This is a genomic window from Desulfococcus multivorans, assembly GCF_001854245.1.
Classification (GTDB): Bacteria; Desulfobacterota; Desulfobacteria; order Desulfobacterales; family Desulfococcaceae; genus Desulfococcus; species Desulfococcus multivorans.
Map to the genome: position 1 here is coordinate 2,897,734 of NZ_CP015381.1, position 14,751 is coordinate 2,912,484.

Annotated in this window: 13 protein-coding genes; 2 read left to right on the top strand and 11 right to left on the bottom strand. The window is 57.6% G+C overall.

Annotated features, from left to right (window positions below; translation table 11 throughout):
* Nucleotides 1-46: 46 nt before the first annotated feature.
* The 11 genes from dmul_RS12670 to dmul_RS12720 all read right to left on the bottom strand — a co-directional run bounded on the left by dmul_RS12670 (nt 47) and on the right by dmul_RS12720 (nt 12,454).
* A complete protein-coding gene (locus dmul_RS12670; RefSeq protein WP_020878424.1) occupies nt 47-1,024 on the bottom strand; it encodes a MipA/OmpV family protein in 978 nt (325 codons plus the stop codon).
* Between the two features lie 488 nt (nt 1,025-1,512).
* On the bottom strand, nt 1,513-2,106 hold the full coding sequence (locus dmul_RS12675; protein ID WP_020878426.1) for a hypothetical protein: 594 nt from the start codon (nt 2,104-2,106) through the stop codon (nt 1,513-1,515).
* A gap of 52 nt (nt 2,107-2,158) precedes the next feature.
* On the bottom strand, nt 2,159-4,318 hold the full coding sequence (locus dmul_RS12680) for an adenosine/AMP deaminase (RefSeq protein ID WP_020878427.1): 2,160 nt from the start codon (nt 4,316-4,318) through the stop codon (nt 2,159-2,161).
* A gap of 178 nt (nt 4,319-4,496) precedes the next feature.
* Nucleotides 4,497-5,639, bottom strand: a complete 1,143-nt coding sequence (gene cmr6 / locus dmul_RS12685; protein WP_020878428.1) for a type III-B CRISPR module RAMP protein Cmr6 — start codon at nt 5,637-5,639, stop codon at nt 4,497-4,499.
* 4 nt (nt 5,640-5,643) lie between these two features.
* On the bottom strand, nt 5,644-6,039 hold the full coding sequence (gene cmr5 / locus dmul_RS12690) for a type III-B CRISPR module-associated protein Cmr5 (RefSeq protein WP_020878429.1): 396 nt from the start codon (nt 6,037-6,039) through the stop codon (nt 5,644-5,646).
* Complete coding sequence (gene cmr4, locus dmul_RS12695; protein ID WP_020878430.1) at nt 6,036-6,944, bottom strand: type III-B CRISPR module RAMP protein Cmr4; 909 nt, start codon at nt 6,942-6,944, stop codon at nt 6,036-6,038. Before cmr4 ends, cmr5 begins: the two co-directional genes overlap by 4 nt.
* A gap of 9 nt (nt 6,945-6,953) precedes the next feature.
* Complete coding sequence (locus dmul_RS12700; RefSeq protein ID WP_020878431.1) at nt 6,954-7,895, bottom strand: type III-B CRISPR module-associated Cmr3 family protein; 942 nt, start codon at nt 7,893-7,895, stop codon at nt 6,954-6,956.
* Nucleotides 7,895-10,600, bottom strand: a complete 2,706-nt coding sequence (gene cas10 / locus dmul_RS12705) for a type III-B CRISPR-associated protein Cas10/Cmr2 (RefSeq protein WP_020878432.1) — start codon at nt 10,598-10,600, stop codon at nt 7,895-7,897. Before cas10 ends, dmul_RS12700 begins: the two co-directional genes overlap by 1 nt.
* Nucleotides 10,597-11,577, bottom strand: coding sequence for a type III-B CRISPR module RAMP protein Cmr1 (gene cmr1, locus dmul_RS12710; protein ID WP_020878433.1), 981 nt, complete (start codon nt 11,575-11,577; stop codon nt 10,597-10,599). The genes cas10 and cmr1 overlap by 4 nt, the downstream gene beginning before the upstream one ends.
* Nucleotides 11,578-11,688: 111 nt before the next feature.
* Nucleotides 11,689-12,024 (bottom strand): YkvA family protein, encoded by a 336-nt coding sequence (locus dmul_RS12715; protein ID WP_020878434.1) that lies wholly within the window; start codon nt 12,022-12,024, stop codon nt 11,689-11,691.
* Nucleotides 12,014-12,454, bottom strand: coding sequence for an STIV orfB116 family protein (locus tag dmul_RS12720; protein ID WP_020878435.1), 441 nt, complete (start codon nt 12,452-12,454; stop codon nt 12,014-12,016). The genes dmul_RS12715 and dmul_RS12720 overlap by 11 nt, the downstream gene beginning before the upstream one ends.
* Before the next feature lie 665 nt (nt 12,455-13,119).
* Here dmul_RS12720 and dmul_RS12725 point away from each other — a divergent pair.
* Both dmul_RS12725 and dmul_RS12730 read left to right on the top strand, forming a co-directional pair.
* The gene (locus tag dmul_RS12725; protein ID WP_020878436.1) at nt 13,120-13,596 is read left to right on the top strand and encodes a hypothetical protein; all 477 of its coding nucleotides are present in this window, start codon (nt 13,120-13,122) and stop codon (nt 13,594-13,596) included.
* 84 nt (nt 13,597-13,680) lie between these two features.
* Nucleotides 13,681-14,730: a hypothetical protein gene (locus tag dmul_RS12730; RefSeq protein ID WP_020878437.1), complete on the top strand. Its 1,050-nt coding sequence runs from the start codon at nt 13,681-13,683 to the stop codon at nt 14,728-14,730.
* Nucleotides 14,731-14,751: the final 21 nt, after the last annotated feature.

A 14,751-nucleotide genomic window follows, 5' to 3' on the forward strand; every position in this document is an offset into this window, starting at 1 on the left:
GACCGATTTCAAAGCCCGAACTTAAGCGAACTTGAATGCTATAGGGTTAAAACGTATACATAATGCCCAGACCGCCTTCGATTTCATAGTCCTCATCCACCAGAGGACTGTCGGTTATGTCTTTTCCAAATGTTGAGATTTCAACAATTCCCACCGCCGTGAAATTTCCAAACAGCGGCCGCAGGATCATGACCTCTGCCCCGATTTCATAACTTGCACCAGGAGAATAGATTGGACGATCCGGCCTTGCCTCCTTTACTGAAACCCCGTAAAAGTAATCCACTGTCTTTTCACTCAGCCACGTGGCATTCAACGTCGGCCGGAATTCAAAATCGCCTGCCATAAACGGATACCCAAACGCCAGCTCGACTTTCTGGCCGTCATGTTCGCCACTGACATCCTGTTCAAATTCCAGCTCTGCCTCCCAGCCGGCATAATTGGTTTCACATTTAAGCCCGACACTGTAAAGGGTATCCAGGTCATCCATGCCTTCAAGATAGTCGCTGTCATCAGGATCATAACCGTCTTCGAAATCAACAGATCCTGTTAAAGCGATTTTATAAGAACCGGAGCCAAACAGCGTAAACGAAGCGTCCAGCCCATCATATCCTTCGATTTCAAAGGGCCCGTTTTCATACCTGATAAAGGGTGCCGGCTCAAATTCGCTGCCCACGTCTTTATAGATTTCCCGCTCGCCGCGGACTAACATACCGATGGACAGCTCGCCGCCGATCCACGGCAATTCACCCTCTTCTTCTTCGACTTTCAGAATCTGCCCGTCTTCAGACACATACACTTCATGATGAATGCCATCGGTGGATATCAGTTCAACTTCCGTGACAACCCCGTCCTGCCGTATTTCTTTTTCCACTTCCGTTATTTCAGCACCGGGAAACGCCTTTTCAATGCTGCTTTTGACAGCTTCCGGCAAATCCTTGCCCTTGTCGGCAACGGCGACTCCCAGCATCAGGTGCAGGCACAGCGCCATAGACACACCCAAAACCATAACTGTTTGCTTTTTCATTTATATTTCCTTTTCTGTGGTAGTTTTACCTATCCATTTGTTGTCTCCAACAGACGGAGCCTGAAAATTAGTGATGGGGTTAAACTGACAGAAGGCGTGTCAAAAAAACGTGAAGAAAGGATCAAATGAGTGTTAACGGCGCTGGACCCAATCGTCAGGGCAGTTTTAGAACCAGGTTAAGCGACAAGCCAAGTGGTTATCAGGGGCACCGCAACCATCATAAAAGCCGAAAGTTGAAAAGTTAATTCATATAGGAGGTTTGATCATGCGCTACATGTGGATTGCGGCCTGTCTTGCGATCATCCTTCTCGCAACAGGGCCGATATCGGCCGATCAGGAACAGAGAGTCAACCCCGACTGATCCGCTGAATACCTGAAAACGACAGAGGTGGGGGAGCACATCTTCTACAAGCCCCACGGTGGAGAGGTGATGTAGCCATGGTGCATTCGGGCCGGCTTGTTCTCTACCGGCCGAATGCCGTCCCACCTTACAGGAGCGCCATGGCCAGCCGGGACCAGAGCTCGAGGTTCAGGCGGGCAGCCTGGGGAGCGGACATCCAGGAAAAGTTGTTGAGTTCACGGCCCGGCCGGCAAAGATCGGCGCTGGGAACCGCCAAAGAATAGACAAGTCCCAGATGAACCGTGCCGACCTCGGTCCGTTCCTCGTTGATGACGCCCTTGAATCGGGGCACGGCATCTCCGGGGCGTCGAGGCAGTTCTTCGTCAAGCTCGCGGTTGACCCCGTGCGTAATGGCGACACCGAAGGAACATGCTGTATCGGCTGCGTCGACGGGGTTGATGTGGCCGCCGATACCGCAGGACCACAAGGCGTGGAGCCGGGTTTCCGACCCCCGACGGCGATAGCATGCGATTTTCCGGCTGTTGTCGGCCCGGAGCACCACGTAAGGAATAAGCTGCTTGTAGGCGGGGTTCAGTTCCGCCTCCGGGCGCGGCAGCCAGTGGGGGCGGACACCCCGAACCGCGCTCAGGAAATCTTCGAACCCCATGGGAACGACCGCGGTCTCGCCGGTCCAGTTGGGAGGGAGTGCAGTGCGTTCGACGCACAGGATCTGCTCCGTCATGGTTTCTTCACTCCTTTGGTTTCGGGTGTTCGGCCGGTGCGATCCATCGCCGTCACGGCGCCGGTTCAGCCTGGACCGCATCCACCAGAACCTTCTCGGCCTGGTGAAGGAGGCGTCGTCGCATGCCGCTGTCGGCAAAGGCCGACCGGTAGCCGTTGCGGATAATCCGGCAGATGTCCCAGCGGCTGAGGCCATTCTCCGTGAGCCGGGCCGCACGGTGGAGTTCACGGGTGGGGTCGGTGCGCGAGATGCCGGGGTTGTCGGTGTTGACGGTAACCCTGAGCCCTGCCTCGAGATAGAGCGACAAGGGATACGGCTCCAGGTTTCGGGTGGAGGGGAGAAAATTGTCCCGGTACCCGATGATCTGAAAGTTGCTCGACGGGCACATCTCCAGGGCGATACGGCGGTCGACAAACCGCTCCATCAGGCTGGGGTTGTCCTTCAGGGTCAGGCCGTGGCCGATACGTTCGGCGTTGAGATGGTAAACCGCCTCCCAGATGTTCCCGACATCCGCCTTCTCGCCGGCGTGAATGGTGAAGTGAATGCAGCGCTCCATCATGGGCATCAGCTCTCTTCGCATGTCGGCGGGTTTACAGGCAGATTCCCTGCCGGCCAGGTCGAAGCCGCGAAGGATCGGAAACCCGTTCCCGGACGCTGTCAGACGCCCGGCCAGCTCGACGTGCCTTCGAACCTTTTCGATCTCGGCATGCCGACTGGCGGTAAAAATGAGGACCGTATCGATCCCGTCCGCTCCCGTAAGGGCATCAGCGATGATTTCCGCAACCCGACGCTCGGAGACACCGCCCCGGGTGTAATTGATCGGCGAGCACCGCACCTCCAGGTACCGGACGTTTTCGGCCGCCGCCTTTTCGAGAAGAATGCGGCAGGCGGCACGGATGGTGGCCTCGCTCTGAAGCAGGCCGGAGCCTTGCAGGTCCCCAAGCCGTTCATAGGGGTCGAATGCGATGCCGCTGAACGCAGCTTCGTCCCGAAAGGGGCCGAAAATCAAGGCGTCGAGCAGGTCGGGATCCTCCTCGAACAGAAGAACGAACGCCGCTACACACAAGGGCTCGGGTACGCCCGGCACGGCATTGCGAAGGTCTTTGGCATTGAACGCGGCGCGGAGTTCCTCGACGGGTTGGGCCTCAAACCTTCTCCGCCAATCGGCGAGCCAGGGGTCGAGCCTCGAACGGTGAGCCTCGACCCGGCCCCGTTCGACTGCGGCCACGGTGATCATGCCCTGCGCATCGGCGATCCCGCCCAGGTGGCAGTGGAGGTCGGTCTTGGGGAGCCGCCGCAACCAGGCCAGCTCGGCGCCGACCCTCGCCGGATCCAGACCGAAACGATCCTCCTTCAGGCGCCGCACCACGCGGGGTGGAAGGCTGTATAGGGCGAGGAAATTGGTAGTCTCGTCCCCCTTGATCAGCCCGACGGTGTATTGGCTGTAATGGTAGCCCGCCTTTCTGCGTCGGGCGGCGAGCACCTCGGACAGCCACGGCCCTTCCAGGTCCCCTTCTTCAATCTCTGATGGCACGCTGTTCTCGGCAAGCGGCAAGGGCCATTGATCGGCGCGGACAGCACCTGCGCCGTCCGAATCCATCTCCAGAAGGGCGCTCGGCTCGCATCTACCCAGAGTGACAAGAGGCATGGCGCCGCCCGCCGTCTCCGGCGGCAGGGGCCCGGCGAAATCGGGGGGCTCCAGGACGCGTAGCGCATTGCCGTATTCCGGGTTGTCGATCACGTGCACCAGCGCCCGGCACCCGAACCAGCCGGCAGCCTCCTGAAGATCGGAGCTCATGGTCTTGCGGCCGCCGGTGAGGGAAAAGAGCGGTCCGTCGTCACCGCAGGCCGCAGCGGCCATAAGCGCCAGGCGGAAGATGACCTCCCGCATCCGGCCGCATTCACGCGCATCGACGAGGTCGTTCACATCCTTCAGCCGCCAGATCCGCAGGACGGGTCTAAGCCCCGGATGTACGTTGGTGTGCCATGAAATCAGCTTGCCGATGACCGTGTCGATCCGGCTGCCGCCCGTGGTGACGACCCAGAGTTCTTCGACCGGCGCGACGCCGTATTCCGTCCGGAGCTGCTCGATGCGAACCCGCTCCGGGTGATGCCGGTATAAATCGAGGGCTGCCGGGTTGGTGAACCCGTACAGCTCCGGCGGAATCTGCCAGGTCGTGCCCATGGTGGTGAGGATGATGTTCTTCTGCATCGGAATTCTCTTCGCAAACGGGGTTCATGACGGGCCGGACGTTCGCCCTTCCTGTCATGAACCAGCCCTGTTTTACCCCCCGGAAATGGCCTATCGAGATCATTTTTTGGAGAATGAAATAGGAGCGTTATCGTTTTATGTCAAATAATTGACGTGACCCGACCCCGTTTTATTGCTTCTATGGGATGATGGCAACAATCCGATAGCGGTTGCCGATGGGTTCGACCATCACCTGCTTGACGCTTGCCTTTCTAGTTTTGAAGAACTTTTTGGCGATGGCATCGGGGATGATCTCCTTTCCCTTGTAGACGGCGGTCTTGCCGTCGGCCTTGGCCGTGACCTCCTGGTTTCCAGGGGTAAAGGTAAGATTCGCATTTTCCCAAGCCTCGCCTTTCGGCCCGGCGGTATCCGCGCCGGCTTTGCCGGGATCCGAGGTGTCTTTCGTCAGGGATGCTTCGTCCACCTTAAACCGACCGTAGCCCACTGCCGTCTTGGCACCAAACCCAAGCTCGGTGAGGGCCGAAATGAAGGCGGCGGCAAGGGCGCTGCTCAGGATTTCGTCCCTGGGCAGAACCGCCCGGAATATGAAGACCTCGCCCCTGGGAACGGTCAGGAACTGAATCGGAACCGGGTCCAGGTAGTCTCCCGGCGGGGTTCGACCCTCGTCGTCGTCGTAGTAATCGCGGTAGTGGGGGTTCATGATATCGACCTCGAGAGAGGGCACCTTCTCCGGGTAGGCATCCAGAAAGATGACCTCCCCCCGGCATTTTTCGACGTCGTCCGTTTTGCGTTTGTCCCCCCCGAAAAGCTGGGGGACCATAGATACCGGATCGGTGTCATCCAACTCGTCGCCGTGAATCAGTGATGCGGCAGCCTTGGGATCGTCGATCAGGTTCAGGATATGGCCCAGTCGGACCACCCCCTTGATCCCACTCGCCGGGAGGAACGGGATTCCCAGGGTGTGATCGAAGGTCATCCCCGTTTCGCCGGGGTGGCTCCGGCCGATGCCGGTGACAAAAGGCGCGCGGAGAGTCGCCCGGTACGCTATCGTTTGGAACCCTGCGGAACCGTATCGTCGACAGAAGGCCGCCTGGGCCTGGTGCCGTTTCGAGAGAGCGTCCCGCAGCACGTCGGATCGGGTCACGGCGTCATAGTTGCGCTTGTAGAAATTTGCGACATTGGTGGTACCGCCCGTGTTGTCGCAGGCTTTGAAACCCGCATCGTCGTTCACGGGGATCAGCTTGTTGAACCACAGGCCGAAATTGCCTGCCGGGTAATGATTCATAGCCGCCTGCAGGTTTGTGGAAAAGGGATAAACCATGGCATCACTTTCCTTTCAAGAGGGCGTTGGCGTAGCGTTTGATCCATTCGAGCAAAGCCAGAGCCTCCTTCTGGGCGGCGAGATATTGATCCTGGCTCATGGCGGCAAGGGCCGTTACCATCTCCCTGGGGGTGGTGCAGGGCGGAATAAACCGGTTTCTCACATCGCCGTTGCAGAGGCAGAGCCACTCCTGTAGAATATCTAGCAGTACCCGGTGCTTGTCCCGCTGGTTTTGCCCTCCTTTAGCATACCAGAAGGCCAGTGCCTGGCCAAACCCGTTCTGGAGGATCATTGACGGCGCACCCGCAGAGAATGTTTTGAACTCCTTTGGGTTATCACATGAGATAGTCGTCACTTTTTCAAGGGCGAAGGCCGCTCGTTTCTGCCCAAGTGTTCTCATTGTGCACCTCCCGTAATCCAGGTCAGGTTGAAAATGCCCTTTCCCAGGGTCTCGTCCCCGCCGATCTGAATAAACCCCTGGAGGGCTTCCTCCACATGCTGTTTTATGGTCTGGGCCTTGAGGTCGGCCAGGGCCCGTTGGATCTCAGCGTGCTCACTCTCCCCCGCATCCCGGTGGCTGTAGTGGACCACGGTGTAGAGGAGGCTGTCGGCCGGTAAATATTCCTGATACCAGAGCGCCCCGTCGTCGGCGGTGCCTTTTTCGGCATCGATTTTGATGTGTGTCTGGATTTCAGTGCAGCACGTCACCGCGTATTTGTACATCTCGTCTGACACCAGAATCAGTCGCTCCAGTTCGGGAAAAAGGGTCTTGATGCAGGCGTTCCCCTGGTGATTCGCCACATCGACAACAGCATCCTCAATGACGACCTGACCGGCTGCCACCGGAGCCCCGCCGATGGAGAAGGCCTCGTCGCCCCGGACCTCCGGGACATCCATGTTTTGCCCGACGTCCGCATAGGTCAGGTCCGCATCAAGACGCTTCAGTACGGCAGGGCAGGTGACCCAGACAAAAGGGGCGATGTTCGAGCGCATGGGGAAGGCCAGAAGCCGGGCATCAGAAATGCTCATCGCACCGGGCAATGAATCCCATTCTTTTTTCCAGCCGTCATTGCCTTCGTCGGATCCGAAGATCAGGTTGATCAGTGTAGTGCCGCCGCCGTTGGCGAACCTGCGGAAATGGCTCCGTAGGGCGCCCTTCACTCCGCTGGCCTGGATCTGGGGCCACTCGGTGTGCCGCTCGCGCTGGATCGGAAGATCCACTGCGGACGTGGCGGCGCCGCTTCCGGCATGAACGGGTGAAATCGCATACAGCTTGCCTATGGCGCACAGTTCTTTTTTAAGCATGTTCCCTCCTTACAGTTCAATCCAATGAGACTTGAGTTGCCGAACAAATACGCTTCCTGCCGGAAAATGCCCACGCATGGGTTTGTGAAAGCCTTTTTTGAGATCCCACCCGCCGATATACCGAATCTTTCCGGTCGCCATCACGGCCCCGTTGACAGCGTCGGTGCCGGGCTCCATTGACAGGGACAGGAAGGTACCCGATGATCCACCGGACAGCAAGGGTGGCTGAATTTCCCGGTACCGGCCGAAGCGTTTCTCGGCCCCGAGCCGAAGCACCCCTGAGGACGCCAACGGCTGAGGAGCGGAAACGGCGAAGGCCAGGTTGACACCAGCCTTGAGCCGAACGTGAGTGAAGGTATAGAGGTGCCCCTCCCGCACCCGCCGACCCCGGGTGAGAGCGATGCCAGTGCGGGGCTCGGACGTAAAAAAAGACTCCGGCCGGTAGACCCTTTTCCGAAGATCAACCGAAAACAGTTCTTCCATGGAAATCCAGTACCCGCCGATGCTCCTCATCTCGCCGCTTTTTCCCTTGGCCCATAGTAGCGGTCCTTGTTTTCCCCGAATAAGCGGACTTTCGATGGGAGCGGCCTTCACGATGTCGATTTTTCGACCCGGCGACTCTTTCAGACCCGCCTTGGCGGCGAACCACGTATAGGGAGCCGGGAGAAAAAAACGACCGTCCACCCGGAACAGGGGGCCCATGATGTCGAATGGCGCCGGTTTGCCGGCCTCGCCGATGGCGGAACTGATCTCCTGGGGAATTTTCTTCCCGGAGAGATAGTCCGCAAGAGAAATGCCGTTCTGCATCAGGACCGCCGTTCTGAGGGCCCCGGCGATTGTGCCGGGCGGCGGCGGAAACAGATGAGAGGAGAGATGGTCCGCCCCCATCTCCATGGGCTCGGCACCCTTGACCAGCAGGGTATCTGCAGGTTCGAACGTATACCATTGCATCAACTCACCTCGCTTTCCGTATCGGCCGCGAAAGCCGCCACAATCAATCCCTCGGGCCGGAAGATCGGCCGTCCGTCGTCTCCGGGCGCCAGGACGATATCGACAATCCCTTCGGCGACCACCCGTTTTTCGGCTCCGACCGGCCGGATGCCCGAGCGCTCCAGCTGAGCTTCCAGCAAGCGGACCAGCATTCCCCTACCATCGTCCCGTTGCAGCATAGCGTTCACGCCGTCCCGAAACAGGTTCAGGCGGTAGGCCAGAGACCTGGAGACCTGCTGTCTTTCACCGGCGCTGATCCAGCGACCGAGGTTCTGGAACGATTCCCAGGCGGGGTCTTTCCATTTGCGTGTGAAAAACCGAGAACCGCCTGAACGCTTCGAGAGTTCGACGGCACAGGCCGCCCGCCCCGCACCCTCCTTGGCATGGTTCTCGAGCAGGGCATGGGCTCTTGCGATCATCTGGCTCAGCCCCGCCTTGTGATGGCAGATCAGGATGCCTGCTGAGATGGATATTCTGTCGCCGTTAGCGCCCAAGCCGATGGCGAGTTTTCCCGGCTCGGGAGCCCAGGGGTCCGCTGCGGAGCAAACCTCGCCGGCGTCGATAAGATTGAAGCCGGAGGTATAGAATTCGCTGATCTCCCTTGCAGCTCGAACTGCGGTGGAGACCGGCAGGACGGCGCAGACGTCGTCGCCACCCGCGTAGATCAGGCGGCCGTGATGCCTTTTTACGATCCTCGCGGCCCCGTGGATGGAAAAATCCCCCAGGGCTTCGCTGATGGCGGCGTGAATCGACGGGGTGATCAGGCGCTTTTCATTTCGAGCCAGTAGCGGCGCCCAGGCCTTCCGGTAACGGGCATCAAACGAGGGGGACTCGAGACGACGCCGCATCTCCGGATGCATGGACGTGGCCCAGGCAGCGCCGATTGTCTCACCGTTGATGAGCCGGCCCATGTGGTCGCCGTCCATGACCAGAATGGCGTAATAGCGGTCCGGGGTGTCTACCGCGTCCTCGGCTTCGTTGTCATAGATCCGTTGGGCAAGTTTTCGCCGCTCCTCCCGGGTGGTGATCCCTCTCCGTCGGAACTCCCCATACATAGCCATCTCGGTAGTGGACGGGAATCCCTCCGCGTCGTCAAAACAGCCGTTTAGGATATGAGTTTTGTCTTCCTTGAGAATACGATAGGCAATCCGCTTGGTCAGGCAGAGGGCGCAGAGTTGTTCCTTGCCGTCCAGGTCCGCCTCCGCCTGCCATGCATCAGTCAGAGCGTTCCAAAACCGTTCCAGGCCGGTCTTGTAGGTCGAGGCGGCCTCCGCCCCGGTATAGGGAGAGTCGTGGAGTGCCTCAAACTCGCCACACAGACGGCACTTTCGGCCGGGCTCTTCGGACCGGGTCACGGCATTCAAAGACTTGCCCGCAGCCAGGGCGGTCTGGACCAACTGGTGGGTGTTGGCGTAAAGCAGCCCCCGGGCGTCCATCTCCGTGTGCCAGTTTTCCCGAACCAGGCTGGAAAAGACATCCACCATCCCCGTGGCCGCGTTCATGGCCCCGTCGTGGAGAAGCCCCCGGGCCTCAGGGATGTCGGTCTTTTCCAGGAGCTTGACGACAGTAGATCGAAGATCCCAGTAGCGCTCGGTCTGGCGGGTGAACATGTCCCCAAGGTGATCGCCCCGGATTGCCGTTCTTTCGCAGACCTCGAGGAAAACCTTGCGGCACAGCTCGGACCAGTTCTCCCGGATGTGCGCTTCAATGCTTCCGGTGATTTCCCGTGCCTGCTCCAAAGGAACCAGGCACAGGAACTTGTTGGGGAGCGACGCGATCTTCTTCTCCCGGCTCAGGGAGGCGATATCGTCCATTTCCCAGGTTTTTCGCAGGTATTCGTTGACCAGAGGCTGATCCACCAGGGACGGGTAAAGGAGATGGTCGGGACCCAGGTGTTCCATGACCCAGCGGAGTCCCTCGAAAGCGAGCCAGGAAAGAATGACCGATCCCGTCCAGTAGTCCCGCAGTTTGCGCGCCTTTGCAATAAACGGTTGGACCGGCGTGATGGAGAAGGCCAGAATCCCCACCTGGCGCATGTCACCGGCCATAGCCATGCAGGAGTAAAGGGCCGAGGTCAGAGCGTTGTGCTGCCAGATGGTGTGATCGGGGAACCGGGTGTCCGCCGGAAGCCGATGCCAAAGCCCGCCTATCCCGCCCACGTCGGACTCCGCCAGCTTGAAGCGCATGCCGTGGTGGATGTAGAGAAACCGGGCGAAGGCGAAGGCATCCTCGTCGTTCGCGAAAACGGGCTTGCCCGAGTACCCGCCGTCGCCGGGCTTCATGCCGATCTCCCTCTCAAGGAAGCTTTCAACCTGACGGGCGACAATATCCGCCGCCGATTCACCTTCACCGAAGGGCAGATCAATCCTTAGGCGTCCATCCCTGGCCGTGGGGTGGGTAATAACCGGATTCTCGGCAAAATCCACCGCTCCGTTCCGGTCCGGGTCCGAACTGTACGACGGAACCTGACCCCGTTCAAAGCCCGAGGCAATGCCGTCGGCCTTTTTCCAGAAAGCCTCGTTGGGCCGCTGAAGTCCCAGGACGGACAGCAGCCTCGCCGATCGTTCCTCGTGACCCCGGATGGAAAAGGCCTTGTCCGGAGGATCGTGCAGATAGGCTGCAAGTTTGTCGTTCCAGTAGGATGCATCGGGTCTGGGGAAAGTCATTTTGAGCCTCCTGCAAGCAGCTGCTTGATTTTCTGGTCCATTTTACGGCACGCAATTTGGTATCGCTCCAACACGGTGTCGGAATACTCCGGTCGACCCGCCATGTATCTGTATGGCATGTGAAGAATCTGCCCATAGTAACGTTTGTTGCCAAGGCAGCCGACATGAAGGTAATAGGGCTTGGCGTGCCGCTCGTTTGGGTTGGCGTTTGGGTCCTGAACAATGGGTTTGGCGAGCAGGGAACGGTTGCCGTAAAAGTGCCTGGGGTCCAAGTCCAGACGGGCATCCTTGTAAGCCATTCCGACGGCTGAAAGAGCGTCTTCCCAACGGCCGTAATCGGTCCTGGGGGTAATAAACAACTTAGACGCTTCACTTGCAGCTGAAAATACGCCCAAAGGACCGCCAAAGGCGATGGCGGGCTTGGGCGGATTGCTGATCCTGATGCATCCGAACCCGTTTCGGGTCTTGGCCCCCAGGCCGCCGAAATGAACCAGCGTGTAAAACGCGCGCAGGATCTCGTCCGCGTCGGCCGTTCGGGAAAAGGTAAATCTTACCCCGAATCGGGTACCGGCCGGGAAGTGTTGCCGATGGTAGCCGTTTTTGTGGTCCCGCAGGCCATAGGCCAGATAATCGATAATACCGAGATAGAACGTGCGTCGCCTGCTCCTGACCTCGAAACTTTTTCCTTTGGGCAAATTTGCCAGCACAGGGTCGGTGTCTTCGAAATTTTCAATGCTCACGGAAAAAAGCGCCTTGCGCGAGGTATCCCCGAACAGCTCGCCTTCCCTTTTTTTCATGGCCCCGAGATCGTTGATTCCCGACGTTGCCCGCCACCAGAAACGCAGCATCCCCTTGAGGGAAGGGACCCGTAACTCAGCCCGGGTGACGTTCGCCCCGCCCAGAAACATGGGCGTTACCACTTCCACCTCGAATTCCTTGTGGATTCGACTGCCGTACCTCGATAATTTGAACCCCATCTGCTCCTCCAATTCGCAAGATGTTCGCATTGTCAAAGATGTTTATCCCCTTTCCGGCAGGAAGGGGGAGCCCCCGGCCACAGGACCGAACCGACGTATGGTACGGCCGTCCTACATGCACGATTTTCGATAGAGCTTCATTACATCCTTCAGATTGCTCAGTATATAGGCTATCACAGCAGCGTCGTCGGCCAGACCCAGCACGGGAAGGACGTCTGGGACGGCGTCCAGCGGCATGACCACATAGGCCACCGCAGCGGTGATCTTGGCGATCTCCACGAACCCGAAAACCTCTGCTGCGCAGCTCGGGTGGGTGACGATGTGCCAGAGGACCTCGAGGTCCGTCCCGCCGACAAGATTCGCCATTTTTATGAAAAAGCTGCCTCGGTCGCTGCTGCTCACCGTTTTTCCCCAGGAAAATGTTTTCAACAGTTCATCAATGTTCATCCGATGCCTCCATCGACGCGAAAAAATTTTTGGGGTCCAGAATCAACTCCGGTGCGAACACGCGGGTCACCAGAAAGAATTCGATCCTGCCATTTTTGTGCAGGTCCATCAGCTCCGCAAGAGACCACTCTTTCATAAAATCGCCTCTCTCCGCCACCCGACAGACCAGGCCGAGGTCGCCGGGCTCGAAAAAGATGGATTCCCGGTTGAAGACGAGGTGTTTTGCCGCGTCGGGCGCAAGGATCCCTTTGAGGAAATCGACGGTCGACTCGTGGCCGAGGGCTGAAACCACGTCCCGCCCGTCTTCAACGGCGATCTTCAGGATCTGTTCATAGAGGGGCAGGTCGATCCGACGGGTGATGAACACCGCAGTCTCATCCGGGTCCCCCTGATACGGGTTGATCAGCGCGTTCAACAGAAACAGTTTCATCCGTTTTCCTTTCTCTTTCCAATTCAGCGGCAGGGCTCCGCCGTTGTCGCAGTTTACGGGCCGGGTATATCGTTCATACTCTTATAATATAATTTATAGAAATTGAATTCCTTTGTCTATAGGTACAAATACCTATTAACCTATTTTTTTCGGAATTATTGTATATTCATCCCAAAAAGATCCGGACGTTATTCAACATGATTGGGCCCTTTCAGTGATCTAAACGGCGTTATGAAGATATTTTCAAAAAAAAACTTGATCTGGTTTTTCTGCTGATCATTGAGGTGCACGCGACGATTCGTGATCGATCTGGAAACGCCGGAGAAGGATGAGAAGACCTAGACGAAGATAGACAAGTCGACTGTGTCTCAGGCGAAAAATCGAACGGGAGTGGGGGAAAAAATTTTACCCCGTCAACCGGCAGGATCGGGAAAAAATTTTGACCGGAACGGGGAAAAAAATTTGACCGGATCCGGTAAAAAAATTTGACCCAGTAAAAGAAAACAGTAAAAGAAACCAGGGGAAAGAAACCACCGCTCCCGCACCCCCACCACTCTTTTTCAAAACCTGTTCACAAAAATCTACTGTAGACATATCGACTTTTTTCTTATATCTATAGAAAAAATCATATGGAATAAACGACTTGAAGAGAGAATCATAGTGCAATGGAAAAGGAAGATCACACCCCGTCCAACACCTTCGACCTCTGGAAAAGCCGTCGCCGGACACTGACGGCTGATCGAAATCTATCATCCGTCCTCGGCGCTGTGAAGAACCTGCCGATGCCTTACTGGAAGCCCCTCTTCTTCTTCATGGGCGCAAGGGACGAATCCCTCACAACACTGACCGATGGTCGGTTTCCCAAAACCACCCGACCCGGGAAAAGCCATCCCGTCATCTCGCTCAAACCGCTGTCCGATAATACAGGTTACAAGGTCAACCCCTGCTCCTCCGTCCGGCCCTGGAAATTGAAGCATGCGTGTTTCATCCCGAAGGGCTGCCGTCTGAAGCACACCGGCTACGAGATGGACCGGAACTCCTTTATCGTCGAACACATCGAGATACCTTTCCCCGCGCGACTAGGGGCCAAACTCGTCTTTAAAGGTGAAGTGCCCCTGGAGTGCTTTAAAACGACAAACTGAAAGGACTCATCAGCCGTCTCCCGAATAACCTCGGTCAAGCGCCGCAGGCACTGAACCCTGATAATGGAAATAACGGAGTCCGACGTGAAACAAAACACCGATGAAGATACGATCCGTGATTGGCTGGAGGGGGAGGAAGGCCGGAAAGCCCTGATCCATGCAGCCGAAAGGATCTGCAGGAAGATGACGGCCATGGGTCTTTCCTTCTCGGCCATGGGCCTTCCCGCTTCCGCCTCGAATCAGGTCGTTATCGACGAGATCCGTTCCGAATTAAGCCTCATCCTCCTTGAAAATCGATCCGAGATTCAAAAAAAGCTGACGTCTTCCGAAACCGACCCCGTGAGGGTGCTCACGCGGTTCATGTTTCAGCGCCTCATGGATCGGGCCCGCTGGTCCCCCCGAAACGATCCGTTCCGATATCTTTATAAAATGACCGTGGACGCCGTCAGAGAAACCGAAGGCTTTTATCTTTCAGCCAAAGGCAGGGCCGGCTCATTGTACAGCCTGGAAAAAGAGAGCCGCTTCATCGGCCCTCTCCCCCGGGAGGCTTATGCCGCCCTTCCGCTTCCCGACGATATGGCCGACCGCCTGTCAATGAAAACGATAGCCGGCAGGAAAATTCTGATCCGGCTGGCACGCCGGTTCTGGCGCGAAATAAGCCGCCTGTTCCAGAACCGCCCGGTATGGATCGAGCTCAGGGACCTCATCCAATGGATCGGCATCTATGTTCCCCTGGATCGGGATGCGCCTCACGTCCTGAACCTTACCGGCCAAAACGCACCGCATGAAATAGAACCCGCCCTTGAACCCGACCATGACCACGCCTTCGATCCGGCGGCCGTCAGCCGATGGGCCGAATGTTTTTCCGGTCTGCTGAATGAAAAGGAGGCGCTGGCATTCCATCTTCACTACGGCGAAGAGATGCCTTTGAAGGCCGTGGCCGAGCGGATGGGATACAGCGGCCCTTCCGGCCCCTCTATACATCTCAAAAACGTGAGGGAAACCCTCCATGACTTTGCCGCGGATCTCAGGTGGCTTTCACCGGATGAAGAAACGCCGCCCAACCGGCTCGCCCAGCGTCTGTTCAAGGAAACCCTGACGGAGATCTTGAAAAAACGGTTCGAGACACCGTAACCTTTTTTAAAAAGATACAGC

Bases quoted from the DNA above. Each gene is read 5' to 3' on its own strand.
- dmul_RS12670 (WP_020878424.1), bottom strand. From the start codon at position 1,024: ATGAAAAAGCAAACAGTTATGGTTTTGGGTGTGTCTATGGCGCTGTGC.
- dmul_RS12675 (WP_020878426.1), bottom strand. From the start codon at position 2,106: ATGACGGAGCAGATCCTGTGCGTCGAACGCACTGCACTCCCTCCCAAC.
- dmul_RS12680 (WP_020878427.1), bottom strand. From the start codon at position 4,318: ATGCAGAAGAACATCATCCTCACCACCATGGGCACGACCTGGCAGATT.
- cmr6 (WP_020878428.1), bottom strand. From the start codon at position 5,639: ATGGTTTATCCCTTTTCCACAAACCTGCAGGCGGCTATGAATCATTAC.
- cmr5 (WP_020878429.1), bottom strand. From the start codon at position 6,039: ATGAGAACACTTGGGCAGAAACGAGCGGCCTTCGCCCTTGAAAAAGTG.
- cmr4 (WP_020878430.1), bottom strand. From the start codon at position 6,944: ATGCTTAAAAAAGAACTGTGCGCCATAGGCAAGCTGTATGCGATTTCA.
- dmul_RS12700 (WP_020878431.1), bottom strand. From the start codon at position 7,895: ATGCAATGGTATACGTTCGAACCTGCAGATACCCTGCTGGTCAAGGGT.
- cas10 (WP_020878432.1), bottom strand. From the start codon at position 10,600: ATGACTTTCCCCAGACCCGATGCATCCTACTGGAACGACAAACTTGCA.
- cmr1 (WP_020878433.1), bottom strand. From the start codon at position 11,577: ATGGGGTTCAAATTATCGAGGTACGGCAGTCGAATCCACAAGGAATTC.
- dmul_RS12715 (WP_020878434.1), bottom strand. From the start codon at position 12,024: ATGAACATTGATGAACTGTTGAAAACATTTTCCTGGGGAAAAACGGTG.
- dmul_RS12720 (WP_020878435.1), bottom strand. From the start codon at position 12,454: ATGAAACTGTTTCTGTTGAACGCGCTGATCAACCCGTATCAGGGGGAC.
- dmul_RS12725 (WP_020878436.1), top strand. From the start codon at position 13,120: ATGGAAAAGGAAGATCACACCCCGTCCAACACCTTCGACCTCTGGAAA.